The organism is Flavobacterium galactosidilyticum (genome assembly GCF_020911945.1).
Taxonomy (GTDB): Bacteria; Bacteroidota; Bacteroidia; order Flavobacteriales; family Flavobacteriaceae; genus Flavobacterium; species Flavobacterium galactosidilyticum.
In genome coordinates, this window is the sequence record NZ_CP087135.1 from 1373827 (window position 1) to 1398353 (window position 24527).

The 24527-nt window shown below is 32.7% G+C and carries 24 protein-coding genes and 1 pseudogene; 15 read left to right on the plus strand and 10 right to left on the minus strand.

Annotation, left to right across the window (positions count from 1 at the left end; genetic code table 11):
• Positions 1-146: 146 nt before the first annotated feature.
• The 10 genes from deoC (at position 147) to LNP27_RS15285 (ending at position 8219) form a co-directional block, all read left to right on the plus strand.
• Positions 147-890, plus strand: coding sequence for a deoxyribose-phosphate aldolase (gene deoC / locus LNP27_RS05940; protein WP_229943686.1), 744 nt, complete (start codon positions 147-149; stop codon positions 888-890).
• Positions 880-3033 carry a capsule assembly Wzi family protein gene (locus LNP27_RS05945; RefSeq protein WP_229943687.1) on the plus strand — a complete coding sequence of 718 codons (2154 nt, stop codon included), beginning with the start codon at positions 880-882 and terminating at the stop codon, positions 3031-3033. The genes deoC and LNP27_RS05945 overlap by 11 nt, the downstream gene beginning before the upstream one ends.
• Before the next feature lie 105 nt (positions 3034-3138).
• Positions 3139-4041 carry a heme o synthase gene (cyoE, locus tag LNP27_RS05950; RefSeq protein ID WP_229943688.1) on the plus strand — a complete coding sequence of 301 codons (903 nt, stop codon included), beginning with the start codon at positions 3139-3141 and terminating at the stop codon, positions 4039-4041.
• Positions 4042-4043: 2 nt separating this feature from the next.
• Positions 4044-4631: a cytochrome c oxidase subunit 3 gene (locus LNP27_RS05955; RefSeq protein ID WP_229943689.1), complete on the plus strand. Its 588-nt coding sequence runs from the start codon at positions 4044-4046 to the stop codon at positions 4629-4631.
• 42 nt (positions 4632-4673) lie between these two features.
• The gene (locus tag LNP27_RS05960) at positions 4674-5651 is read left to right on the plus strand and encodes a cytochrome c oxidase subunit 3 (RefSeq protein WP_229943690.1); all 978 of its coding nucleotides are present in this window, start codon (positions 4674-4676) and stop codon (positions 5649-5651) included.
• A gap of 19 nt (positions 5652-5670) precedes the next feature.
• Positions 5671-6021, plus strand: coding sequence for a cytochrome C oxidase subunit IV family protein (locus LNP27_RS05965; RefSeq protein ID WP_229943691.1), 351 nt, complete (start codon positions 5671-5673; stop codon positions 6019-6021).
• A gap of 75 nt (positions 6022-6096) precedes the next feature.
• A complete protein-coding gene (locus tag LNP27_RS05970) occupies positions 6097-6738 on the plus strand; it encodes a GNAT family protein (RefSeq protein WP_229943692.1) in 642 nt (213 codons plus the stop codon).
• An 11-nt stretch (positions 6739-6749) separates the two neighbouring features.
• Positions 6750-7436, plus strand: a complete 687-nt coding sequence (locus LNP27_RS05975; RefSeq protein WP_229943693.1) for an SCO family protein — start codon at positions 6750-6752, stop codon at positions 7434-7436.
• Between the two features lie 2 nt (positions 7437-7438).
• Positions 7439-7978 carry a DUF420 domain-containing protein gene (locus LNP27_RS05980; protein ID WP_229943694.1) on the plus strand — a complete coding sequence of 180 codons (540 nt, stop codon included), beginning with the start codon at positions 7439-7441 and terminating at the stop codon, positions 7976-7978.
• 91 nt (positions 7979-8069) lie between these two features.
• Positions 8070-8219 carry a hypothetical protein gene (locus LNP27_RS15285; protein WP_346432396.1) on the plus strand — a complete coding sequence of 50 codons (150 nt, stop codon included), beginning with the start codon at positions 8070-8072 and terminating at the stop codon, positions 8217-8219.
• 12 nt (positions 8220-8231) lie between these two features.
• Here LNP27_RS15285 and LNP27_RS05990 read toward each other — a convergent pair whose 3' ends face one another.
• The gene (locus tag LNP27_RS05990) at positions 8232-9632 is read right to left on the minus strand and encodes a DUF4403 family protein (RefSeq protein ID WP_229943696.1); all 1401 of its coding nucleotides are present in this window, start codon (positions 9630-9632) and stop codon (positions 8232-8234) included.
• A gap of 195 nt (positions 9633-9827) precedes the next feature.
• Here LNP27_RS05990 and LNP27_RS05995 point away from each other — a divergent pair, with 195 nt between their 5' ends.
• The 3 genes from LNP27_RS05995 to tsaB all read left to right on the plus strand — a co-directional run bounded on the left by LNP27_RS05995 (position 9828) and on the right by tsaB (position 13319).
• The gene (locus tag LNP27_RS05995) at positions 9828-11264 is read left to right on the plus strand and encodes a TolC family protein (RefSeq protein WP_229943697.1); all 1437 of its coding nucleotides are present in this window, start codon (positions 9828-9830) and stop codon (positions 11262-11264) included.
• Between the two features lie 7 nt (positions 11265-11271).
• Positions 11272-12573 (plus strand): efflux RND transporter periplasmic adaptor subunit, encoded by a 1302-nt coding sequence (locus tag LNP27_RS06000; protein ID WP_229943698.1) that lies wholly within the window; start codon positions 11272-11274, stop codon positions 12571-12573.
• A gap of 77 nt (positions 12574-12650) precedes the next feature.
• Complete coding sequence (tsaB, locus tag LNP27_RS06005; RefSeq protein WP_229943699.1) at positions 12651-13319, plus strand: tRNA (adenosine(37)-N6)-threonylcarbamoyltransferase complex dimerization subunit type 1 TsaB; 669 nt, start codon at positions 12651-12653, stop codon at positions 13317-13319.
• Between the two features lie 30 nt (positions 13320-13349).
• Here the strand turns inward: tsaB and LNP27_RS06010 are convergent, their stop codons facing one another.
• The 4 genes from LNP27_RS06010 to LNP27_RS06025 all read right to left on the minus strand — a co-directional run bounded on the left by LNP27_RS06010 (position 13350) and on the right by LNP27_RS06025 (position 16746).
• Complete coding sequence (locus tag LNP27_RS06010) at positions 13350-14180, minus strand: mechanosensitive ion channel family protein (RefSeq protein WP_229943700.1); 831 nt, start codon at positions 14178-14180, stop codon at positions 13350-13352.
• A gap of 80 nt (positions 14181-14260) precedes the next feature.
• The gene (locus LNP27_RS06015; protein WP_229943701.1) at positions 14261-15208 is read right to left on the minus strand and encodes a hypothetical protein; all 948 of its coding nucleotides are present in this window, start codon (positions 15206-15208) and stop codon (positions 14261-14263) included.
• A 334-nt stretch (positions 15209-15542) separates the two neighbouring features.
• Positions 15543-15743 (minus strand): dodecin family protein, encoded by a 201-nt coding sequence (locus tag LNP27_RS06020; RefSeq protein ID WP_229943702.1) that lies wholly within the window; start codon positions 15741-15743, stop codon positions 15543-15545.
• A 103-nt stretch (positions 15744-15846) separates the two neighbouring features.
• Complete coding sequence (locus LNP27_RS06025; RefSeq protein ID WP_229943703.1) at positions 15847-16746, minus strand: NifU family protein; 900 nt, start codon at positions 16744-16746, stop codon at positions 15847-15849.
• 155 nt (positions 16747-16901) lie between these two features.
• On the opposite strand from LNP27_RS06025, the pseudogene LNP27_RS06030 reads away from it, so the two are divergent.
• Positions 16902-17900, plus strand: a pseudogene (locus LNP27_RS06030) (PorP/SprF family type IX secretion system membrane protein).
• 11 nt (positions 17901-17911) lie between these two features.
• Positions 17912-18430, plus strand: coding sequence for a gamma carbonic anhydrase family protein (locus tag LNP27_RS06035; RefSeq protein WP_229943704.1), 519 nt, complete (start codon positions 17912-17914; stop codon positions 18428-18430).
• A gap of 11 nt (positions 18431-18441) precedes the next feature.
• On the opposite strand, the gene murI is transcribed toward LNP27_RS06035, so the two are convergent.
• The 5 genes from murI to uppS form a co-directional block, all read right to left on the minus strand.
• The gene (gene murI / locus LNP27_RS06040; protein WP_229943705.1) at positions 18442-19218 is read right to left on the minus strand and encodes a glutamate racemase; all 777 of its coding nucleotides are present in this window, start codon (positions 19216-19218) and stop codon (positions 18442-18444) included.
• A 114-nt stretch (positions 19219-19332) separates the two neighbouring features.
• Positions 19333-19833: an OmpH/Skp family outer membrane protein gene (locus tag LNP27_RS06045; protein WP_229943706.1), complete on the minus strand. Its 501-nt coding sequence runs from the start codon at positions 19831-19833 to the stop codon at positions 19333-19335.
• Between the two features lie 21 nt (positions 19834-19854).
• The gene (locus LNP27_RS06050; protein ID WP_346432397.1) at positions 19855-21069 is read right to left on the minus strand and encodes an OmpH/Skp family outer membrane protein; all 1215 of its coding nucleotides are present in this window, start codon (positions 21067-21069) and stop codon (positions 19855-19857) included.
• 36 nt (positions 21070-21105) lie between these two features.
• A complete protein-coding gene (locus tag LNP27_RS06055) occupies positions 21106-23853 on the minus strand; it encodes a BamA/OMP85 family outer membrane protein (RefSeq protein WP_229943707.1) in 2748 nt (915 codons plus the stop codon).
• Positions 23786-24526, minus strand: a complete 741-nt coding sequence (gene uppS, locus LNP27_RS06060) for an undecaprenyl pyrophosphate synthase (RefSeq protein WP_229943708.1) — start codon at positions 24524-24526, stop codon at positions 23786-23788. Before uppS ends, LNP27_RS06055 begins: the two co-directional genes overlap by 68 nt.
• Between the last annotated feature and the right edge of the window lies 1 nt (position 24527).

The window sequence follows — 24527 nt, forward strand, 5'->3', positions numbered from 1 at the left end:
TCGTATTGCCATTTTTACTAATTAATTGATAGTTTTATTTCTATTGTAAAAATAAATATTTTCCAAAGTATAATTTATAAAGAATGTTTAGATAAAATGTATTTTTGTGTTTTACAACCTCACATAATTCAGTAACAGTATATTCGATGGATATCAAGCAATATTTAGATTCGACCTATTTAAAAACAGCGGAACAAGCAGGAGTCACTGACGAAGAAAATATTTTAATAGCTCAGGAACTCATTCAAGAAGCTATTGAAGAAAATTTCAAACTTATTATGATTCGGCCAAATCGTGTTGCTTTGGCTAAGGCAATGATTTTGAAGGCTAAATCGACTGTGCAAGTTGGAACCGTGATTGATTTTCCGGAAGGTAAATCGGAGGTTGAAGAAAAGCTAAAAGAAGCAGTTCAAGCAATACATGATGGAGCAGATGATTTAGATTTTGTCTGTAATTATGAAGCCTTTAAAAAAGGGGATATTGATTTAGTTAAAAAGGAAGTTTTGCAGTGCACTCAGTTAGGTCTTGCTAATAAGAAGGTAGTAAAATGGATTATTGAAGTCGCAGCGCTTGCTGATAAAGAAATTATTCAATTATCAAGTTTGATAAAAAATGTGATAGTTTCTAATTTTGAGCAAGAACTTTTTTCTAGAGTTTTTGTAAAATCGTCGACAGGTTTTTATAAAACACAGAACGATTTGCCAAACGGTGCAACTGTTCCAGCGATAAAGATGATGTTAGAAAACGCATCACCGCTCCCTGTGAAAGCAGCAGGAGGAGTTCGTACGTATGGAGAAGCAATTGAAATGATTGAAATGGGTGTGAAGCGAATAGGAACTTCAGGCGCTAAAATGATTGCTAACGGTCAAAATTTTAATAATGAATATTAAATTGAAAAAGAAAACACGCATAAATAAAGGGATTTTTACATTATTTTTAGTTTTCTATTCCGTTGTTATTTCTGCTCAGGATATTACAAGCGTTACGGTTCAATCTAGTAATTCAGCAGAGCGTTTTCCTGTATTTTCTGATTGCGATACTTTACAATCTAAATCATTAGAAATATGCTTTTATAATAAAGTTCAGGATTTTGTATTTAATAATTATCAAGTTGCCGACTATTTAAAACAAAATAATTTTAAAGGAATTGTAAAAGTTCTTTTTGAAGTAGATGCCACTGGTGTTTTTAAAGTGCTGTATGTTGATGTAAGTGAGGAAGAATTAATTTTGGAAACTAAAAGAGTTTTTGGCCATTTCCCAAAAATTCAACCAGCAACTTATAATGGAAAGCCTACTTATGCTAAGTTTACTATGTCTATTTCAGTTCCTTTGAAATCTCGAGAGGTAATAGCAGAAGAAAATTTAGTGCAAACTCAATTTGTGCCAAATAAGACCAAAAAACTAACAGAGCTTGATAATATTGTTTATAAGAAGTTTGATAATCCAGAGTTTGAAAGTCATTTAAACATACCTTTTTCACATAGTTATTATTCGCATTTTGATGCTTCTTTAAATCAGATGGGAAGCAATAATCATACGGCTTCAAAACCATATACGTATGCTGAAGTTTCAAAATATTATAATTTACAAGCGGTTAATGCCTCTTTAAAAAAGAAAGGTGACACGTGGTGGGAGAGAAAATTATGGAATGAAAATACAGTTGAAATTAAGGGTGAAGACTATTGGTTTACGCTAAATCCTATCTTTGATTTACAAGTAGGAACGGCATCAAAAAGTAAAGTTTCCAGTACTTTTGTTAACACACGAGGAATAAGTTTCCGTGGCGGATTAGGTTCTATGCTTAATTTTACCACAACTATTTTTGAAAGTCAAGGACGTTTTGCCGATTATTATAATCGATATGCGGAGTCAATTAAGCCAGCAGGAGGTAATCCTGCAATAATTCCAGGAATGGGAATTGCAAAAGATTTTAAGACTGATGCGTATGATTTTCCATTGGCAGAAGCTAATTTGACTTTAGCTCCAAGTAAATTTATCGATTTGCAATTAGGATATGGCAGGAATTTCATCGGCGATGGATATCGATCATTGTTAGAAAGTGATGGTGCGAGTCCTTATCCTTACTTTAAGTTGAATACAAATTTTTGGAAAATAAAATACACGAATACGTATATGTGGCTCAAAGATGTTAGACCAGACGTGACAGTTGAGCGAACTTACGCCACAAAGTTTATGGCAAACCATTATTTGAGTTGGAATGTTTCTAATAGATTAAATCTTGGTTTTTTCGAATCAGTAATTTGGACAAATTCAAATGATAGAGGATTTGATGTGAGTTTTGTAAATCCGATAATTTTTTATCGTTCGGTTGAATTTGCTTCTTCTGCAAGAAGCGGTAATGCAGTTTTAGGGTTGACTTATAAATACAAATGGAGTAATCAAATTAATTTTTACGGACAATTTATTTTAGACGAGTTCTCTCTTGGCGATGTTAAAAAAGGGGATAACAGTTGGAAGAATAAATATGGTTATCAATTAGGCGCTAAGTATTATAATGCGTTCAAGGTAGATAATTTACTATTGCAATTAGAATACAATCACGTTCGTCCTTATGTATATTCGCACAGTATGCCAATCACGAACTATGGTCATAACAATCAGAGTATAGGTCATCAGTGGGGAGGTAATTTCCGAGAGTTAATTGCAATTGCTCGTTACCACAAAGGAAGGTATTTTGCTGATGCAAAAATAACTATGGGTACGCGTGGATTGGATTTTGACACTGCAGAGAATAACTTAAATTACGGTGGAAATATTTATAAAGATTACGATGAAAATAGAGCTTTTAATAGTGGTGTAAAAGTTGGGCAGGGTAATGAAACTTCGATCTTTATAGCTGATTTTCATGGAGGATATCTAGTTAATCCAGCAACTAATTTGAAATTATTCGGTAGTTTTATTTACAGAAGTTTTGATCCAACTAAAAACACAGCAACTACTTTTAATGAAAGCACAAGTTGGTTTAGTGTAGGTTTGAGAGCTGATATCTTTAATTGGTATTTTGATTATTAATTTATAATTGTGGTTTAAAGATTCTTTTTATGAATTGTTTTTTGCCAAATCCCTTTTGATAACCTACTTTTGCAAAAGTTTTTACAAAGCAAATAATCATTAGCATTGAACGCAACACAAAGTACCTTTTCATTAAAATCAGTTTACGTTGATTTCCGCGAGATTACAAAGGCTCGTCTAGCCGTTAGTGTAGTTTTTTCGTCTATAGCTGGATTCATGCTTGGGATATATGACTTTCATTCATTAGATTGGATGGTGTTGTTGAAGCTTGCTATCGGAGGTTATTGTATGGTAGGAGCTTCTAATGCTTTTAATCAAGTTATCGAGAAGGACTTAGATGCTTTGATGGATCGTACAAAAAACCGTCCTGTTCCGGCTGGAAGAATGTCTAAAAACGCTGCTCTTGTAGTGGCTAGTTTTTTGACTATTCTTGGAATTGTGTTGCTTTATACAATCAATCCAAAAACAGCAATGTTTGGAGCGATTTCAATATTTTTATACACAAGTGTTTACACACCTTTAAAAACGATAACTTCTTTGTCTGTTTTTGTGGGTGCTTTTCCTGGAGCAATACCGTTTATGTTAGGGTGGGTAGCTGCAACAGGGGAATTTGGAATCGAAGCAGGAACTTTATTCTTGATTCAATTCTTCTGGCAATTCCCTCATTTCTGGGCTATTGGTTGGTTTTTATATGAAGATTATGAAAAAGCAGGTTTCTTTATGTTGCCAACAGGTAAAAAAGATAAAGGCACGGTATTACAAATTATTTTGTATACAGTTTGGCTTATATTAGCTTCTCTTTTACCAGTCTTAGGCTTTACTGGTCGCTTTTACATTACGCCGGTTACTGCAGTAGTGGTGTTTTTATTAGGTCTTTGGATGCTGTTTTATGCGGTCCGATTATATAAGGTAAGAACGGCAAAAGCAGCTCGGACTTTAATGTTGGTTAGTGTTTTGTACATTACATTGTTACAATTAGTTTATATATTAGATAAATTTTTAAGATAGTTATGGAAACGATAATGATAGCAGAGGAACAAAAATCCAGAACAGCGAGATCATATAAATTGATATTGTTGTTTTCCATGGTAAGCATGACCATGATGTTTGGTGGTCTTACCAGTGCATTTGTAGTAAGTAAGTCGAGGGTAGACTGGTTGAAAGATTTTCAATTGCCATCGGCGTTTTATATTAGTACTATTGCAATTATTGGGTGTAGTTTGACTTTTTATTTAGCGAAGAAAGCTATAATGAAAAACAATCGCGCTAAAACAACAGTTTTTCTTTTGAGTACATTATTTCTAGGATTATTGTTTGTAGTTTTACAATTTGTAGGATTTCGACAAATTGTTGATGCGGGTTATTATTTTACAGGAAGTGGTAGCTCTATAACTTCTACTTTTTTATATGTTGTCACGATTGTGCACCTTATTCACCTTGCTGGTGGAGTGATTGCGCTATTAATTATAATTTATAATCATTTTAAACAAAAATACAACTCAGCTCAAACCCTTGGAATTGAACTAGGTGCGATGTACTGGCACTTTTTGGACTTATTGTGGGTATATTTGTTTTTATTTTTATATTTCTTTAAATAAGAAAAAAACGTAAATTTGTGAACTTTTTAACGAATAACTTATATGGAATCGACAGTTACTACTGCTAATATTGAAGAGAAAACTTGGGGAGGCAACAATGAGCCAATGGGGGCAAGTTATGGTAAATTAATGATGTGGTTTTTTATCGTATCAGATGCTTTAACTTTTTCTGGTTTCCTTGCCTCTTATGGCTTTTCTAGGTTTAAATTTAGTGAAACATGGCCTATTGCTGATGAAGTGTTTACTCACTTCCCTTTTATGCATGGCGTTTCTGCTCCTATGTTTTATGTCGCATTAATGACATTTATTTTAATTTTCTCATCTGTAACAATGGTTTTAGCAGTTGATGCAGGTCATCAAATGAACAAAGGCAAAGTTACTCTATACATGTTTTTGACTATTATAGGAGGTTTGATTTTCGTAGGTTCTCAAGCGTGGGAATGGAAAAACTTCATAAAAGGTGAGTATGGTGCTATTGAAACAAAAGGAGGTAGTTTGCTTCAGTTTGTGGATAAAGACGGTAAGCGTGTAGCCTTAGCAGACTTTGCTGTAAATTTACACGATGAAAGAGAGCAACTAACTAGAGATAAAGGAACATGGTTCATGGGCGAGTCAGCTTTGCCTTCATACTCTGTTGCTGAAGTACAAGCGGGTTTTAAAGCGCATCCTGAACTTTTGATTAGAACTGAGGTTTTGAATAAACAAAAACAAAAAACAATTCTTACTAGAGAAGAATCTGTTGCAAGGTTAGCTGACGCTCACTACGTAGTTGAGGGCGCTAACTTAGTTAGAAATGAATATGGTAATAAATTATTTGCTGATTTCTTTTTCTTTATTACAGGTTTTCACGGTTTTCACGTTATTTCAGGAATCATAATTAATATTATTATTTTCTTCAATGTGCTTATTGGAACATATGAGAAAAGAAAAAGTTATGAAATGGTAGAAAAAGTAGGTCTATATTGGCACTTTGTAGATTTAGTTTGGGTTTTTGTATTCACTGTTTTCTATCTAGTTTAATTTCAAAAAAGTATTTATCATGTCACACGAACACGTATCAAACATAGGTAGAATCTGGAAAGTTTTCGGAATATTGTCTGCCGTTACAATAGTAGAGGTTTATCTAGGAATAGTAAAGCCAGATTTCCTTTTTATGAATAACTTTTTAAGTATGAATTTGCTTAACTGGGTTTTTTATATACTAACAATCTACAAAGCATATTACATTGTATGGGCATTTATGCACATGGAAGGCGAAAAAAGTACTTTACGAAGTGCAGTGGTTTTCCCAGTAATTTTTCTGATTTTATATTTACTCTTTATTCTTTTGACTGAAGGGGATTATATTTTTGAGGTTTTTAAAAATTCTAGCATTAAATGGAATTTTTAACTAAATATTAATTCATTAAGAGGGTATTCGTTCTAGCGGATACCTTTTTTTATATGTTAAAATTGAAGTAAAGTAATGAAAAAAAATATTGTCCTATTCGTTCTTTTTATTTTACCTATTGTTGCCTATTTGTTTTTTGCTTCAGGCGTAAATGGCTATACCAAATTACCAACGTTGACTACAAACACAGCTGACTTCGGAAAATGGAAAACGCTTGATGGAAAAGAAATTACATTGACTGGTAAAGTTACTATCTTGGGTTTTTCTGGGACTAATCTTTTAGAAAACAGGGGTAACTTTTTTAACCTAAATCAAAAAATTTATCAAACCTATCATAAGTTTACAGACGTTCAGTTTGTTATACTTTGTCCCCTTGGAACTGAAGATGATGCTAAAAAAGTGGTGGATGCTTTTGCAATGTTTACTGATGTTGCGCAATGGCGCTTTGTTTTTGCATCGCCTGAGGAAATAAAAACTTATTATTCGCAATTGCAATTGGTTGAGCAGCTAGACGATAAGTTAGGAACTTCAAAAGTATATATCGTTGATAAGAATAGAAATCTGCGTGGTAGAAAGTTAGTAAAAGGTGCTAAAGAAGGTTATAATACGTTTCATCCTGCAGAGTTGAGTAATGAAATGTTAGATGATTTTAAAGTTATACTTTATGAATATCGCGCTGCTTTCAAAAAAAATAAAAACGCAAGTAGAAAAATTTAATTTGCACTATTATGTTTAAGAATAAATCCTACATAGGTATTTCATTTATAATTTTAATTTTCGGAATTTACGCTATTCCTAAAATTGTAGAAAAAATTAAAAATGATAAAATAGTGCAAGGAGATCGTCTAGATCGCGCTAAACCAAAGGCTGCTGATGATCAAAAATTAATCAAAATAGGTGCTGTGCCGAAATTTGAATTAATGAATCAGGATAATGTTAAGGTCTCAAATGATACATACAAAGGAAAAGTATACGTTTTAGAATTTTTCTTTTCTAAATGTCCAACTATTTGTCCAAAGATGAATGAAAGTATGCTTCTTATCGAAAAGAAATTTTTTGGTAATCCAAATTTCGGGATTGTTTCTATCACTATCGATCCAGAACATGATACGCAGGAAGTCTTAAAGGCTCATGCAGAATTGTTAGGTGTGAAATCTACTAATTGGAATTTTCTCACAGGCGACAAAGATTATATTTTTAACTTGGCTAACAAAGGATTTAATCTATATGCAGGTGAAAATAAAAAAGTTGCTGGCGGTTTTGAACACTCGGGATTGTTTGCGTTAATTGATAAAGATGGAACTATTCGTTGCAGAAAAGATCAATATGGGAATCCAATTTTGTATTATGACGGTTTGGATAAAAAGGGAGTTCGAGACATTCAACAAGATATTAATATTTTACTACAAGAATAAAGATGGAAGATAATTATTTAGAAAAGAAATATAATACGCTAATTATAGTAGTATCAATTATAATCCCTATTGTTGTTGCAATTCTTTTTGGCGTAAAACTAAAAGATTTTGGTTATGATGTTGCTCCTCTTTCTTTTTTACCGCCAATTTATGCTACCACAAACGGTTTTACAGCTGTTCTTTTAATTTCGGGAGTCGTGGCAATTAAGAATGGTAAAAGGAAATTACACGAAAGAATGATGACAAGTGCAGTTGCATTATCTATAGCTTTCCTCGTAATGTACGTCGCCTACCACATGACAGCTGATTCTACAAAATTTGGAGGAGTAGGTGCTATTAGGTATGTTTATTTTTTTATTTTAGTTACGCATATCGTTTTATCTATTGTAATTATTCCTATGGTTTTGATCACTTACGTTCGTGCATTGGGTAAAAATTTTGATAAACATAAAAAAATTGCGCGCATCACTTTTCCAATTTGGTTGTATGTCGCGGTTACTGGAGTAGTTGTTTATCTAATGATTTCACCTTATTATGTATAGTAAAACAAAAATTTATAGCAAGAAGTTTAAGGTTATTGCCACACTACTTCTTTGTAGTCTATTTTCAATATCAGCAAATGCGCAATGCGCTATGTGTCGCGCTGCATTAACAAGCGAAGGGAATACAACAAAAGCAGCCGCTATTAATGATGGAATAGTTTACTTAATGGCGATTCCATATATTCTTGTTGCGATAATAGGTTATATCGTTTATCGAATGAAAACCAAAAAAGCGACCTAGTAGTTCCTTTTTTTATTTCAATCCATTTACCGACACATTTACTAGACCTTTAACTTTTATAAAGGCAATAATTGCTTGGTTAGTCAACTGAATTTTTTGAAACTGTATCTCATCGATTTTTCCGTTGATGAATACGCCTTGCATAGGAGAGTAATTTTTTAAATAAGTCATCATGCTTTTTTGACCTTCTTCTAAGTTCGGTTTAAGAGAGTATCGGCAACTTTGCTCTATTTTTTTTAGTACAATTCCTTCTGCGAGCCAATTTGCAGTTCGCATTAATTTATTTTTTGTGTCTAATACGTAGTTCAATTGATCAAAAAATATTTCTTTGGTTTGTTCATTATATTTTGGAAAACCGGACAAATAAATTGTTCCATTTACAGAGCCTAAAAGATCTAGTGTAATTATCATTTTGCCGTTTTTGTGCCAGATAGCTACCTTTTGAACTTTTACTTTTTTTGACCCTGAGCCAAATTCCTGTCCGTAGAAGTTTTTAGTAATGATTTTTGAAGCCTCCGCGTAAGTTGAAATGGCAACAATATTAGCAGTAATATCTTCTGGAATTTTTGAGACAGACTTTATACTTATTTTGTTTGGGCTAAATTTTGATTCTGGTTGTTTTCCTATCAATGTCTCCATGTTGCATTTCATTCCCATGTCTAATACAAATGCGTCATTTTTTAATTTAGCATTAGTCGAGTAAATTTCGATAGGTACAATTCTAAGCCAACTTTCATATGCATCGTTCATTAAAAAAGGAGTGCAGATTTTTTCTAACGCGGATAGTACGTTAGGTTTAAAATCCAGAGATTTGGCTATAACATCATCAATTTTGTTTTCGATTTTTGATTTAAAAAGTTTTATGCCAGGATTGATTAAATAGGTAATGGGAACATTTTTTCCAAATACTGTCATGGTAGGGCTTTCATTCCAGTCTAGAGATTTTAGTTCGGTTTTAGTATTTAGTTTCCAATTTGATAGTGATACATCACTAAGAAGTGTTACAATACCATCTAAATAAAATTCACGAGTATCATACATTTCAACTCCCATTTTTTTGGTGCCAATTCTGTATTTTATAACTGCTTTTAGAGGTAAAATTGTTTTTATTTTCTGCCCTTTGTCTGCTAATATAGTGATAGGGGCTTGTTTCCAAATTTTCATTTCTATGTCATCATCTTCAATCGTGTTGTCTTCGTAAATTAAACCGCTTAGTGCTATATTTGTTTGATTTTCAATATCTTTCAGTTTTACATTAATTGGTAGATTTATAAAGGAAGCTACATTTTCATAAACTAAAGGCGTTGCGTCATCTGGTTCGGGTTTTAATGCGTCTATTTTATTAGTAGTTGCACATCCAGAAATTAATAGGAATGAGCAGATTAAATAAAGATTAGTAAAGATTTTTAGCATTTTTTGTTTAGTTTAGCGAAACAAATTTAGTGAAAGAATTCTTTTTTTAGGATTTTTTGTAACAAATGCTAAATTCGAAAGTCTAATTGTTTTATAAAAGATTAGTGTGCCATTTTTTTATAATTGCGCATTGAATTTTATTAGAAAAACTTAAATTTGTTTTGTGGCGGTACTGCGCTTTTATTCAAAAAAAATATGAAAAAAAGATTTTTTCTCAGTTTAATTACCGTTGTAGTTGCTAGCATGGCTATGCAGGGGCAAACTAAAAAGTGGACATTAGAAGAATGTGTGCAATACGCGATAAAAAATAATATTTCTATCAAACAAGTAGAATTAGATTCACAAACGGCACTAATTGATAAACGAGGTGCTTTCGGAAATTTTCTTCCTTCGCTTAATGCAAGTGCTTCACATTCTTGGAACATTGGTTTAAACCAAGACATCACAACTGGACTTCTTCAAAATCAAACTACACAGTTTACTTCTGCTGGTGCAAATGTTGGAATCGATATTTATAGAGGATTACAAAATCAAAACAATTTGCGCAAAGCAAATCTTGCGATAATAGCGAGTAAATATCAATTAATAAAAATGCAAGAAGATGTAGCTTTGAATGTTGCAAATGCTTTCTTGCAAGTGCTTTTTAACAAAGAAAACCTAAAGGTTCAGAAGGTACAACTTGAAATTAATGAAAAGCAATACAATCGATCAGAAGAATTAGTTAAAGCGGGATCCATTCCTCGTGGCGACTTACTTGATGTTAAAGCTACTGTTGCTTTGAACAATCAAAATGTAATTGTTGCTGAAAATGCACTTTTGATTTCTAGGTTAAGTCTAGCGCAGTTGCTTCAGCTTAAAGATTTTCAAAACTTTGATGTAGTTGATGATACTGATGCGAATGATGAGAATAACATTTTGTTACAATCGCCTGCGGTTATTTACCAAAAAGCACTAGAAAATAAAATCGAACTTAAAATTGCTCAAACTAATTTAGAGATATCTGAAAAAAATGTTGCGATTGCACAAGGTGCTTTTCAACCTACTTTGCAAGGATTTTATAGTTTTAATTCAAGGGTTGCTTACAGTGATAGGGTTGCTGGAGTGGTGCCAAATACTACTAATCCAACATCAGTTGTTGGTTTCGTAGAAGGAACAAATCAAAATGTATTGACTCCAAATTTCACAAGAGTTTTAGGTGGGCCTGCGCCATTTTTCGATCAGTTTAGTGATAATAAAGGACAGTCTTTTGGTATTCAGTTATCAGTTCCAATTTTTAATGGATTTTCAGTTCGTAATAATGTAGATCGTTCCAAAGTAAATTTAGAAAAGTCTAAAATTGCGTTAGAGCAGCAAAATTTAGATTTACAGCGTAATGTTTTTACCGCTTTTGCAGATGCAAATGGAGCGCTTAATACTTATAAGTCATCTGTTGTAGCACTTGAAGCAAGACAAGGCGCATACAATTATGCTAAAGAAAAATATGATGTCGGTTTAATGAATTCTTTTGATTTCAACCAATCACAAACTTTGTTAACTAATGCGCAATCAGAAGTTATTAGAACAAAGTATGATTATATTTTTAAAATTAAAATACTAGAATTCTACTTTGGAATTCCACTCATTAAAAATTAAATTAATTATGTCTAAAAAAACAATTTACATCCTAATTGGTGTAGCTATAGTACTAATTGCTGGTCTTGTAATACTTTCGAAAAAAGGAGTTATAGGTAATAAAGATGAGGGTACTGAAGTTGAAATAACTCAGGTTGCACCCATGACTATTGTTGAAACGGTTTCCGCTACAGGAAAAATACAACCGGAAATTGAAGTCAAGATTTCCTCAGAAGTGTCTGGAGAGATTATTTCTTTGAATGTCAAAGAAGGACAAGTGGTAAAAAAAGGAGATTTATTAGTTAAGATAAATCCTGATTTATATACTTCAGGCTATAATCGTTCTGTTTCTAATTTATCTGGAACTAAAGCAAATTTAAGTCAGGCTGATGCATCATTTAAAGAATCGAAGTCTAGTTATGATAGAAATAAAACACTTTATGATAAAGGAATAATATCTAAAGCTGATTGGGATAAAGCAGTAGGTGCGTATGAAGTGGCAAAGGCCGCTAAACAAACTGCTTTTTTTAATGTTCAAAGTGCATCAGCGACAGTTAATGAAGCAAAAGATAATTTGGGCCGTACTACGATCTATGCTCCTGCAGATGGAACTATTTCTATGCTGAATGTTGAATTAGGAGAACGTGTTTTAGGAACGCAGCAAATGACAGGGACTGAAATATTACGAGTAGCCAACTTAAATAATATGGAAGTAGAAGTAGATGTGAATGAAAATGACATCGTGAAAATTAAAGTAGGAGATGAGGCTAATGTTGAAGTTGACGCCTATTTGAAAAAGCAATTTAAGGGAACTGTCACTAGTATCTCGAATTCGGCTAGTTCTACTTTAACAGCGGATCAAGTAACTAATTTTAAAGTTAAGGTACGAATTCTTAAAGAATCCTATCAAGATTTATTAGAAGGTAAACCTAATACTTATTCGCCATTTAGACCTGGAATGACTGCAACTGTAGATATTATTACGCAAACGAAAAGCGATGTTTTAGCAGTGCCAATTAGTTCTGTAGTTGTAAAATCAGATACTACTGCTGTAAAAGATATTGTAATAGTTGATCCCAATGAAGAGCAAAAAGGAGTTCCAAAAATCGATAAGAAATTCGAGTGCGTTTTTGTAAAAGTAGGCGACAAAGCTAAAATTAGAATTATAAAAACTGGAATCCAGGATGATACTAATATCGAAGTATTAACAGGCCTGCAAAAAGGTGATGTTGTCATTATTGGACCTTATGCAACAGTTACAAAAGATTTGAATTCTGGAGATAAAGTAGCGCTTAAAACAGAAAATGACAAAGCAAAGAGTAAAAAGTAATCGATAGCAATATCAATTTTAAATCACAATTATAAGTTTTTTATAATTGTGATTTTCATTTTAAAAAAGAATCGAAAGTGGAATATATATTAAACATTGAGACTGCAACTAAAAACTGTTCTGTTGCTCTTGCAAAGGAAGGGAAAACAATTCTATGTAAAGAAATAGCCGAGGAAGGGTATTCGCATGCGGAGCGTCTTCATGTTTTTATTGAGGAAATTATAAAAGAGGCTGGAATTAGTTTAAACGATTTATCAGCGATTGCAGTAAGTCAAGGACCTGGTTCTTACACAGGATTGCGTATAGGAGTTTCTGCCGCAAAAGGGCTTTGCTTTGCTTTAGGAATTCCATTGATCGCCGTTGATACTTTACAAGTTTTGGCTTCGCAAGTAAATGTTACTGAAGGTTTGATTATTCCTATGATCGATGCACGACGAATGGAAGTATATAGCGCGATTTTTAATCCAAAATTTGATAAAAAAAGAGAGATTCTTGCGGAAATTATAGATCAGAATTCCTTTTCTGATATTGGAGAAAAACTATATTTTGTAGGTGACTGCGCTGAGAAATGCAAAGCGATATTAACCAAGGAAAATCATGTGTTTTTAGAAGATATTAAATATCCATCTGCTAAAGAAATGAGTGTTTTAAGTTTTGAAAAATTCAAAATAAACGACACTGTTGATGTCGCTTATTTTGAACCTTATTATTTAAAAGATTTTATGGTCACTACTCCAAAGAAATAAATTTTTATGAATTTCATATAGTATAGTGGTTTACACTATTTCTTTTTTTGAATATTCCATTATGTAAGGTTGGATGGTAATTCCCGCTGCGTCAAACGCTTTTTTGCAGTCTTGTAAAGTATCAGAGTACACAGCCCAGAAATCCTCATTTTTAGCCCATGGTCTAACCGCAAGTTGAATACCGCTATCCGTCAGACTCTTTACCGAGACTTCGGCTGCTGGTGTTTTTAATATTTTTGGGTTACTATTTAGCACTGAAGTAATTATTTCCTTCGCTTTTCTGATGTCTGTATTATAGGAGATGGCGATATTTAAATCTGCTCTTCTGTTTTCAAGAAGCGAATAATTGATGATGGTGCCATTGGATAAAGATCCATTAGGTATAAAAATGGTCTGGTTGTTACTAGTGGTTAATTTAGTGACAAATATTTGAATCTCACAAACAGTTCCTGACACTCCTTGCGCTTCAATGAAATTGCCAACTTTAAATGGTTTGAATAAAATGATTAGCATTCCGCCTGCAAAATTAGATAAAGATCCTTGAAGTGATAATCCTATCGCAAGTCCCATAGCACCAAGAATAGCAACGAAAGAGGAGGTGCCAATTCCCAGCTTGTCGATAAACGCTACAAATAATAGTATTCGTAATATCCAAAGTAAAATATCAGCTAGAAATTTAGTTAATGTAGGTTCTAAATCCCTGCTAATCATTAATCTTCTAATGAACCTATTAATTAGTCGAATAGCATAAAGTCCAACGAATAAAATTATAAACGCAGATATTAATTTTGGGGAATAATCAATTAACACTTTTATGAAATGGCTGGCGTAGTCTGTTATTTTTTCTGGATTTAAATTCATTTTTATTAAAATAGAAAACCTTCCCAAATGAGAAGGTTTGTGTTAGAAGTACAAAAATACAAATAATATTTTTTAATAAATTATTTTGTATCTTCTTCTGCTTTATTTATAGTTTTATTAGCAATTGACTCTGCCTCATTTGCAACATCATCTGCAGCAGGACTTATTGCATCAACTATGTTCTCTGCTTTGTCTGAAATAGTATTTTTTGTTTCGGTAGCAAGATCTGTCGCGTTAACTTTTAGATCGGCTACCTTGTCTAAAGCATCATGCTTAGTTTCATGAGCAATGTCTATTGTATCTTCTTTTAGAGCTTCTGCTTTGTCTGAAATAACTGTTTTAGCATCGTTTGATACATCTGCTGTACTGTTTTTTATTTCTTCTATTTTTTCTGCAATTTCAGTTGTAGCTTCATTAGTTATTTCGTCTGCTTTTTCTGTAATAACAGTTTTAGCTTCTGTGATAGAATCTACAGTTTCTGAAATAGTGAACTTAGCGTCATTTTTTATTTCTTGAGCTTTTTCTTTTATTGTCTCGGCAGCATCAGAAATAGTGGTTGAAGTAGTGCTTGAAAGTTCTTCTGCTTTATCTTTAGATAGTCCTGCTTTGTCCTTTACAACATCCATTATCTCTTCTATAGATTTTCCTGCCTTTTCAGAGTATTCACTTATCGTTTCTTCAGCTTGTTTAGCATAGTTTTCTGCTTTTTCAATTATTGGAGCGGCAGTTTCTTTTACTCTGTCTATGGTTTCATCCGCAAAATCTTCTGCTTTCTCTAAATATGGCGCTACTGTTTCTTTCGCTTTTTCGAATGTTTCGTTGGCGAAATTTTGTGCATTATCCAAGTGAGGCGTTGCGATGTCTTTAGCTCTTTGGATAGTATCATCTGCGAAATCTTCTGCTTTTTCTAAATAGGGTTCTGCAGTTTCTTTTGCTTGTTGAAAAATATTTTCTGCTTTGTTAGCTTCTTCATTGGCTGTTTCCTTAGATGCGCCAAATAGATTTTTAAAAAATGATAATAGTCCCATGTTATTTTTGTTTTTTTACTCTTACAATAATACTATTTTTTTTGATGATTACGTCACTAAGTATGTAATAATTTATTGATAATCAGTGTTAAAAGGTCTAGGGCTCCTTCTTTGGTTAAATAACAATTTTTAAAATTCAGTATAAAAAAATAAAGAAGTTTTTGAGTCATGTTTATTGCTTGTGAAAGAAGAGTACTATCTAATGATGTACTAATAATGTATCAATTTTATTTTTGAGGAGTTGAGTTTAGGAATGTTTATAAATGCATTAGCTACTTACTTAAATAAAAAAAGCGTTTCAAATGAAACGCTTTAAATAATATCTATAATAAATTTATTCTAGTTGGAAAGTAATTTTCATGTTTACTCGGAATTCCGTAATTCCGCCATTGCTGACTTTAGCACTTTGTTCTTTGACATAAACAGAACGAATGTGTTTTATAGTTTGTGATGCTTTTGCAACACCTGCACGTGCAGCATCTTCCCAACTTAACTCTGAGCTTGAAAGGACTTCTATAACTTTTAATACTGACATAGTTTTTGTTCTTTAGTTAATTATAAAAGTACAAATTAAATTAGCGTTTAGCTCTTAGCTTGATTTTTATTTAACATAAAAAACTGATTATCAGTGCTATTTTTTATCCGTTCGCTGCTTCAACTTTTATGCTTTCATCATTCAACATGCTTTTTAACATGTTTTCGATTCCGCTTTTTAGCGTGAAAGTAGAAGATGGACAACCGCTGCAAGCACCTTGTAAAATTACTTTTACCGTCTTATCTTCTTCATTGTACGATTCAAAAGCTATGTTTCCACCATCAGCTTGCACTGCTGGTTTTACATATTCTTCAAGTATGTTAATGATTTGTTGTGATGTTACATCTAGATTATCAAATGCTGCAGCCTTAGTGTCTTCTTCAGCTATTACTGTCGCAACGTAATTTTCGTCTAAAACAGTTCCGCCATTTTCAATATATTGTTTGATAAAACTTCTTAATTCTAAAGTTATTTCTTGCCAATCGTTAATCTCGTATTTAGTCACTGAGATGTAATTTTCATCAATAAAAATTTCTTTCACATAAGGAAAGTTGAATAGCTCCCTTGCTAGTGGTGACGCAGATGTTTGATCGATATTTTTAAATTCGATTGCATTTTTAGTAAGCATTTTGCTAACAACAAACTTTAATGCTGAAGGATTAGGAGTCGTTTCACCGTATACAGTAACAGGCTGTTTTTTTGTTTTATTCTCGTCGACGGTAATGATTGTTCCGCCATCTGTTAAAAATTTTTCTATTTGTTCTGCTACGGCATCTTTTACATCATCCCATTCCACAATGCTATACTTTTCAATTGCTATGAAATTACCTGAAATGTAAACTGTTTTTACAAATGGTAAATAAAATAATTGCTGAGCAAGTGGAGATGCTTTTGCGTCATCGATATTTTTAAATTCAAAACTTTCGTTCTGAGTGATAAAGTCTTGAAATTCAAACTTTAATATGGTTGGATTTTGGGTCTCTTTTACGGTAACTTTATTCATGGCTTTTCAAATTTTTACAAATTTAGTAAAGTTATTTTCTACGAATAACTATATTTGGTTTTTTAATGAATAAATTAACTTTAATTAGGACATTTGATTGTTTTTAGAGGACTTATTTAGAATTTAAATTGTTCATATTTATTTAAAGTATTTCAATGTCTCAAAATTTAAGAATTTTAGCTGCGATTTTCTTTGTAACTTACTGTTCTTTCGGACAGGAAGGAGTTCCGGTATATTCTGATTATTTATCAGATAATTATTATTTGATACATCCGTCAATGGCCGGAGCTGCTAATTGTGCGAAAATCAGGTTGACCGGACGCAAGCAGTGGTTTGATCAAGCGGATGCGCCAGAATTACAAACACTTAGTTTTAATGGTAGAGTTGGAGAGAACACTGGAGCTGGAGTCATTCTTTTTAATGATAAAAATGGGTATCATTCGCAAAAAGGTGTAAAATTCACTTATGCGTATCACTTGATGTTTTCTAGGGACGAAATTGATTTGAACCAATTGTCTTTTGGTATTAATGCTGGATTTATTCAAAGTCAGTTAGATGAAACGGAATTCATCCAATCGGGTGATTTTGATCCTATCATAAATGGTACAATAGTTCAGAAGGACGCGTACTTTAATGTCGATGTGGGAGCTTCTTACAATTTTCTCAATTTCTACGCTCATGCTACTGTTAAAAATGCGATCGAGACAAGGAGAGATATTTACACAGTGTACGAAAGTGATAATTTACGTAAGTATTTATTAAGTGCCGGATATGTCTTTGGCAATAGAGATAGGATGCTATGGGAGCCTTCTCTTTTGTTTCAGATGGTTGAAAAAACAGGAGAAAAGGCGATCGACATTAATCTCAAGACTTATAAAAATTTGGATTTTGGAAGAGTTTGGGGTTGATTGTCTTATCGAAGAAGTTTTGATGGTGCTCAATATAGTACTGGAAGCGGTATTTCGTCACAAAAACTACAGTATATTACACCAATAGTGGGTGTTAATTTTAAAAACTTTATGTTTGCTTACACTTATTCACAATTGTCAGGAGCGGTAAAGTTTGATAATGGTGGTTATCACCAAATTACTTTAGGAATAGACTTGTTTTGCAAACCTGTAAAATACGACTGTAACTGTCCTGCGATTAATTAATTATTATTTTTATGCTAATAAAATCTGTAAATGGCAAAACACCTACAATTCCTGAAGATTGTTATGTAGCCGAAAACGCGACTATTGTTGGAGATGTTACTTTTGGAGCAAACTGTAGTGTTTGGTTCAATGCGGTTATAAGAGGTGACGTGAATGTCATAAGGATAGGGGATAAAGTTAATATCCAAGATGGAGCGGTAATTCATTGTACCTATCAAAAACACCCTACAATTATAGGCAACAATGTATCTATAGGTCATAATGCAATTGTACATGGCTGCGTTATACTGGATAATGTGTTAATAGGAATGGGTGCAATTGTAATGGATAATTGTATTATAGAAAGTAATGCAATTGTAGCGGCGGGTGCTGTAGTTACTCAAAATACCGTTGTTGCTGCTGGGACAATTTGGGCTGGTGTTCCCGCCAAGAAAGTAAAAGATATTGACCAATCTAATTTTGCGGGAGAAATCGAGCGTATTTCTAATAATTACGTAATGTATTCCAGTTGGTTCAAAGAGGAAGAATAGTTCTTTTTGATCTAGAATTCTTTTTGTTCAACATTATATTTACATCCTAAAATTTCATTTAAGACTTTTGGATTTGTATTACTGTAAAAGGTAGGCTCATTATTGGTTGCCGATGTAAATCCTATTTTTTCCTTTAATAATTTTTGGGTTTGTTTCGCTACAGCTTGGCCAGAGTCTATAATGCGAATGTGTTCCGGAAGAATCTTCTTTATCTGAGGTATAAGGTAGGGATAGTGACTACATCCTAATACTAAATAGTCGATATTAGCTTTGATCATCGGTTGAAGGTACGATTCTAATAGTTGAGTCATTTCAGGTGATTCTATTTCACCATTTTCAATCAACTGAACTAATCCGTGTCCTACTTGTTCTATTATTTTAGTATCCTGATACTTTTCAGCGGTTTTATTAAAAAGCTCACTGTTCAAAGTGCCTTGAGTAGCAAGTATCCCTATGATTTGTGTTTTAGAGTGGGTTACAGCTGGCTTTATTGCAGGTTCAATTCCTATGAAGGGAATGTCATATTTTGCTCTTAATTCACGAATTGCGTTGGTTGTTGCAGTATTACATGCTACTACGATTAACTTGCATTTCATGTTAATCAGAAAATCTACATTTTTCATGCTTAACATTATAATCTCTTCTTTTGACTTTTGGCCGTAAGGAGCATTTTTGCTATCTGCAAGATAAATTGTTTTTTCGTACGGGAGTAGCTCATGTATAGCATTCCAAATAGAAGTACCGCCTATTCCTGAGTCGAAAATTCCTATAGCCTGATTGTTTTCCATTAAAACAAAGTTAAGTGCTCTTTGTTAATTTTCCTAAAAAAATATACGATCAAAAAAAAACCGCTCAAGCCAAAATTTTGGTTGAGCGATTTGTTTCATGAAAATTTCTATATGCTAGAAACCTAAATCTTTTTTTACATCTGCAGTCAAGTTTGGACCATCTGCAAGTAAAAGTGTAGATCCATCAAGTACGTATTGGAATCCTTTTGCTTTACCCACTTTTTGGATAGAAGCTCTTACTTTTTCCATTAAAGGCTTAACGATATCTGATTCTTTTTGTTGTAATTCTTTTTGAGCGTTGTCTCTATAGTCAACAATTCTTTTTTGCATGTCCTGAACTTCTTTAGAACGATCTCCATTTATTGCTTCAGTAACGGTTGCTGCTTCAGCTTCGTATTTTTTTAATTTTGCTTGGTATTCTTCAACCATTTTTTTGTAGTCAGCATCATAAGTAGTACTCAATTTCTCTAATTGTTTTTGAGCATCTAACATTGCTGGCATTTTCGTCATAATCTCACTTACATCAACATGAGCTGTCTTTGCTTGTGCGGTAATTGTTTGGTTTGCTCCTAACATTAAGATTGCAGCAATTAATAGAGTTTTGATTTGTTTCATTGTGTTTAAAATATTAAGTAATTAATTATTGTTTGTATTTTCTTTTAATTTTTCTTGTTTTGCTTTTTTTAAAGCCTCTCTTTCTTGTATCGTTTTTAATCTTTTTGCTTCCAATTCTTTTTTGCGATCTTCAATAATTTTTTTTCGATCTTCTACTGTCTTTGCTTGTACTTCCGCTTGTTTTTCTTTAGCTTCAGTAATAGCTTCTTTTATGGTGTCAGAACTTGCTGTTGGTACAACAGCGGCTTCTTTTTTAACATTTGCAGAAACCGTGCCACTTTTTTTTGCTTCTCTTTCTTCAAGAGTTTGCTGTCTTTTTTCTTCTAATTCTATTTTACGGTCTTCTATAACTTTCCTGCGGTCTTCTAAAGTTTTTGCTTGTGCTTCCGCTTTTTTTTGCTTAGCATCTTCAAAATTTTGCTTTCTCGCTTCGGCATCTTCTGCTGGGTCTACTTTCTTCGCGTTACTAGGTACTGTGCCATTTTTCTTAGCCTCGCGATCTTCTAGAATTTGTTTTCGTTTGTCGTCAAACTCTTTCTTTTTCTGCTCTTGCAATAATCTTCTATCCTCTAGAATTTTTTCTCTAGCTGCTTTTTTGTCATCTAAGAGCTTTTGTCTTTCTGCTAATGCTGGATTGTCATCGATTGCATCTTCTTTACTTTCTTTAGCTTCAAGTTCTTTTTGTTGCTTTTTAGTAAGTTGTTCTCTTTTATCTGTACGATTTAGTGCTTTTAAAACTTGTTCACTAATGTCAAATCTTTTTGCAGCAAATAACATTGTTAAGTCCGATGTTTTGTCAAATATGAAATCATATTTCAGTCGCTCTGCAATATCCTGAACTGCCGTGAATACTTGATCTTGGATGGGTTTTACTAAAACTGATTTTTGAGTAATCAAATCCCCATTAGCACCAAACCTTTTTTGTTGATATTCTAGATTTTCATTTTCAAGAAATGTAATTTCTGCTTCTCTTTCTTCAATTAATTCCTTTGTTAATAAAACTTTTTCTGCTTTTAATGCATCTTTTAGTTTGTTGATTTCTATTTTTTTAGTTTCAATTTCTAATTTCCACTTCTGAGCTTTTTGTTCTAATTGAATTTTTGCTTCACCATAATCAGCTACATTTTCTAAAATGTATTCCATGTCAATGTAGCCTAGTTTTGTACCTCTGGCTTGAGCGTTAATTGTAGCTGTTGTAATTAAGGCTAAAAATACATACAAAAATTGTTTTTTCATAAAGTCGCTCTGTTAGAAATTTTATTTCATTATTTTCTAGAATTGTTGTCCAATAATAAAGTGAGTTTCCCAACCATTTGGTTTAGTTTGTCCTGGTAAAGCGTCAAATCCGTGCCCGAAATCAATACCCAAAAGACCAAATGCTGGCATAAAAACACGTAAGCCAACTCCTGCTGATCGGCTTAAGTCAAAAGGATTATAGCTTTTGAAATCAGCATAAGACGAACCTGCTTCTGCGAATGCTAATGCATAAATGGAAGCCGATGATTTTAATGTTATAGGATAACGTAATTCCATTGAAAACTTGTTATATACGGTTGCCCCAATTTGTTGTCCAAATCTAGGATCATTTTTATCCTCAATTGTAGGTGTTAATGAATTGTTTGGATAACCTCTAAGCTGAATCGTTTCTCTACCATCCATCGAGTAGTTAGCTAAACCATCACCACCAAGGTAAAATCTTTCAAAAGGAACTGATCCTCTTTCTTGATTGTAAGAACCCATAAAACCAAATTCTGCTAATGCTCTAAGAACTAATTTACCATAAAGTTTAGTATAAGTATCCGCTTTAAATTTTATTTTATAATATTCTAACCAATTAAATCTTTTTTGATCCACTTTACTTACATCTTCAGCCGCTAGATTAAAGCTGTTTACCTTATTACCGTTAGCGTCTATGTAATCCCCAATGTTTACAATGTTTCCATTCGCATCAGGTACGTTTTGTCTGTCAACTGTATTCTTTAATTTATACTCTGCTTGATCGCCTAATGTTGCATAATTAACTCCATTAAATAATGAATATGGAGGTGTTAATTTAGCACTTAAACTAAATTCCGAACCATATGTTGGGAATATAGGATTAAGACCTTTACTACTTCTTGTAAGTCCTACTGTATAGGCTAGGTTTCTTGAAGTACCATTTCCGAATGTAAACAATCCAGTATTATAGTTATTTAAAGCATAATGCTGGTAACTTATCGCTTGTGATAATACAAAATAATCATCTGGCACCGTAAGTCTTTTAGCAATACCAACAGATAGCGTTAAGATATCAAAACTTTTTGATTTATCTGCTCTCTGAGTGATATAGTCATTCAAATATTGCTTACTGTAAGATAACGAGGTGCTAAATGATACTGGTTTTTTACCACCAAACCATGGTTCCGAAAAGGAAACACTATACGTTTGAAAGTATGTACTTGCTTGTAAACGCAAAGATACTTTTTGCCCATCACCCATAGGCAGTGGTTTATACGCTTCCTTGTTTAATAGGTTCCTAGCAGAGAAGTTGTTGAATGATAGACCAAGCGTTCCTATGAAACCACCACCGCCATAACCTCCTTGAAGTTCAATTTGGCTTGATCCTTTTTCAATAAGATTGTATTCAATATCGACTGTTCCTGCTCCTGAATCTACATTTTTAAATTTTGGATCAATTGCTTCCGGATCAAAAAATCCTAATTGACCAATCTCTCTTATTGTTCTTACTAATTGATCTTTACTGTATTTTTCACCTGGCTTAGTTCGTAATTCGCGGTATATTACACGGTCATTTGTTTTGTCATTTCCTACAACTGTGATTTTGTTGAAATAAGCAATTGGGCCTTCTGTAACTCTTATTTCAAAATCAATAGTGTCATTTGCTGTTTTTACTTCCACTGCATTTATGTTAGAAAATAAGTACCCATTGTTTTGATACAAGTTGGTAATATCTTCTGCATCTGGTTTAGACTTGTCAGCAATTCTTTTTTCAAGTAAAACCCCATTATAAGTGTCTCCTTTTTTAACTCCTAATATTTGAGAAAGTCCTTGATCAGTATAGATAGTATTTCCTAAAAATTTAATGTCTCCGAAATAATATTTATTTCCTTCTTCTACATTGATTTTTATGTCTAAAGCATTTTTTTCCTTATTATAAGCAACAGAATCGGAAACTATCCTAGCATCACGATATCCTTTTTCTTTATAAACTTCAATTACTTTTTCTAAATCTTTTTTGTACTTGTCTTTTATGAATTTAGATGCTTTTAAAACGCGAAAAACATTTTTTTGTTTCGTGTCTTTCATTGCTTTGCTCAAAGTCTTATTTGATAATTTAGTGTTACCTACAAAATCAATCTTGTGGATTTTTACTTTCTCACCTTTATCAATAGTAACAAGCATATTGACCTGGTTTGCATTTGCGGTATCCTTAACCGTGTTGATGTTTACTTTTGTGTTAAAAAAGCCATCTTTTTTATACTTATTTTCAATGTAGTTTTTAGTAGTTGTGATCAAGTTTTCATTGACTACTTTTCCTTTATTTAAGCTATTGTCTTTAATTAAAGCTTCTACTTTAGATTTTTTAACTCCTACAAATTTTACTTCGCTTAATTTAGGTAATTCAACGATGTTTAAATCAAGATAAATACTATCGTTTTGTATTCTGTTTACATAAAATGAGATTTCATCAAAAAGACCTAATTTTCCAAGTTTTTTGATGGCTGTACTAATTTCTTCACCAGGAATTGTTATTTGTTGTCCTTTTTGTAATCCAGAAAAAGTAACTACAGTTTGTGAATTGAAGCTAATGTCTCCAACTATTGCAACATCTGCTAAAATATATTTTTTGCCCTGATCAAAAGGAACTCTTTCTTGGGCTTTAACTGCTGTAAAACTTCCGAAAATTAATACAGTAAGGGCTATCTTTATACTTTTATTTAACACTAAAAAATTATTTAATTTGTTCACTTGTTTTTCCGAATCTTCGTTCTCTTTTTTGATAACTAATGATAGCCTCATATAAATCTTGTTCTTTAAAGTCTGGCCATAATATATCAGTAAAATACAATTCTGCGTAGGCAATTTGCCATAACAAAAAGTTACTTATTCTATGTTCTCCACTTGTTCGTATTAATAAATCTACGTCTGGTAAATTTTGCGTGTAAAGATGCTCATTAATAATGGAATCGTCAATAGTGTCTATTGAAATTATATTATTTTTAACTTTACTACATATATTTCTTACCGCATTGACAATTTCGTCTCTAGAGCCGTAGCTTAACGCTAAGGTTAGCGTCATTTTAGTATTGTTTTTCGTTTTTTCAATAACATCGAGAAGTTCTTTTTGTGCTGATTTAGGTAATTGCTCTAAATTACCAATAGCACTAAGCTTGATGTTGTTTTTCTGAAGTGTTGTTAATTCCTTTTTTAAGGAGTTTATAAGTACTCTCATTAAGGTTTCTACTTCCAGTTTTGGTCTGTTCCAATTTTCGGTTGAGAACGCATATAAAGTCAAAAACTCAATTCCTAGTTTCGCACTTGCTTCTATGATAACTTTTACTGATTTAGTGCCACTTTCATGGCCCAAAGCTCTTAAAAGTCCTTGCTGTTTTGCCCAACGTCCATTACCATCCATAATGATAGCAAGGTGTTTTGGCAGTCTTGTTGCGTCAATATTCTGTATTAAATTCATT

Bases quoted from the DNA above. Each gene is read 5' to 3' on its own strand.
- LNP27_RS05945 (WP_229943687.1), top strand. From the start codon at position 880: ATGAATATTAAATTGAAAAAGAAAACACGCATAAATAAAGGGATTTTT.
- LNP27_RS05995 (WP_229943697.1), top strand. From the start codon at position 9,828: ATGAAAAAAAGATTTTTTCTCAGTTTAATTACCGTTGTAGTTGCTAGC.
- LNP27_RS06045 (WP_229943706.1), bottom strand. From the start codon at position 19,833: ATGAAACAAATCAAAACTCTATTAATTGCTGCAATCTTAATGTTAGGA.
- LNP27_RS06035 (WP_229943704.1), top strand. From the start codon at position 17,912: ATGCTAATAAAATCTGTAAATGGCAAAACACCTACAATTCCTGAAGAT.
- LNP27_RS05960 (WP_229943690.1), top strand. From the start codon at position 4,674: ATGGAATCGACAGTTACTACTGCTAATATTGAAGAGAAAACTTGGGGA.
- LNP27_RS06025 (WP_229943703.1), bottom strand. From the start codon at position 16,746: ATGAATAAAGTTACCGTAAAAGAGACCCAAAATCCAACCATATTAAAG.
- LNP27_RS06000 (WP_229943698.1), top strand. From the start codon at position 11,272: ATGTCTAAAAAAACAATTTACATCCTAATTGGTGTAGCTATAGTACTA.
- LNP27_RS06050 (WP_346432397.1), bottom strand. From the start codon at position 21,069: ATGAAAAAACAATTTTTGTATGTATTTTTAGCCTTAATTACAACAGCT.
- LNP27_RS06055 (WP_229943707.1), bottom strand. From the start codon at position 23,853: ATGAGGCTATCATTAGTTATCAAAAAAGAGAACGAAGATTCGGAAAAA.
- LNP27_RS06015 (WP_229943701.1), bottom strand. From the start codon at position 15,208: ATGGGACTATTATCATTTTTTAAAAATCTATTTGGCGCATCTAAGGAA.
- murI (WP_229943705.1), bottom strand. From the start codon at position 19,218: ATGGAAAACAATCAGGCTATAGGAATTTTCGACTCAGGAATAGGCGGT.
- LNP27_RS05975 (WP_229943693.1), top strand. From the start codon at position 6,750: ATGTTTAAGAATAAATCCTACATAGGTATTTCATTTATAATTTTAATT.
- LNP27_RS15285 (WP_346432396.1), top strand. From the start codon at position 8,070: ATGTGTCGCGCTGCATTAACAAGCGAAGGGAATACAACAAAAGCAGCC.
- LNP27_RS05955 (WP_229943689.1), top strand. From the start codon at position 4,044: ATGGAAACGATAATGATAGCAGAGGAACAAAAATCCAGAACAGCGAGA.
- LNP27_RS05990 (WP_229943696.1), bottom strand. From the start codon at position 9,632: ATGCTAAAAATCTTTACTAATCTTTATTTAATCTGCTCATTCCTATTA.
- LNP27_RS05980 (WP_229943694.1), top strand. From the start codon at position 7,439: ATGGAAGATAATTATTTAGAAAAGAAATATAATACGCTAATTATAGTA.
- LNP27_RS06020 (WP_229943702.1), bottom strand. From the start codon at position 15,743: ATGTCAGTATTAAAAGTTATAGAAGTCCTTTCAAGCTCAGAGTTAAGT.
- LNP27_RS05970 (WP_229943692.1), top strand. From the start codon at position 6,097: ATGAAAAAAAATATTGTCCTATTCGTTCTTTTTATTTTACCTATTGTT.
- uppS (WP_229943708.1), bottom strand. From the start codon at position 24,526: ATGAATTTAATACAGAATATTGACGCAACAAGACTGCCAAAACACCTT.
- LNP27_RS05965 (WP_229943691.1), top strand. From the start codon at position 5,671: ATGTCACACGAACACGTATCAAACATAGGTAGAATCTGGAAAGTTTTC.
- deoC (WP_229943686.1), top strand. From the start codon at position 147: ATGGATATCAAGCAATATTTAGATTCGACCTATTTAAAAACAGCGGAA.
- LNP27_RS06010 (WP_229943700.1), bottom strand. From the start codon at position 14,180: ATGAATTTAAATCCAGAAAAAATAACAGACTACGCCAGCCATTTCATA.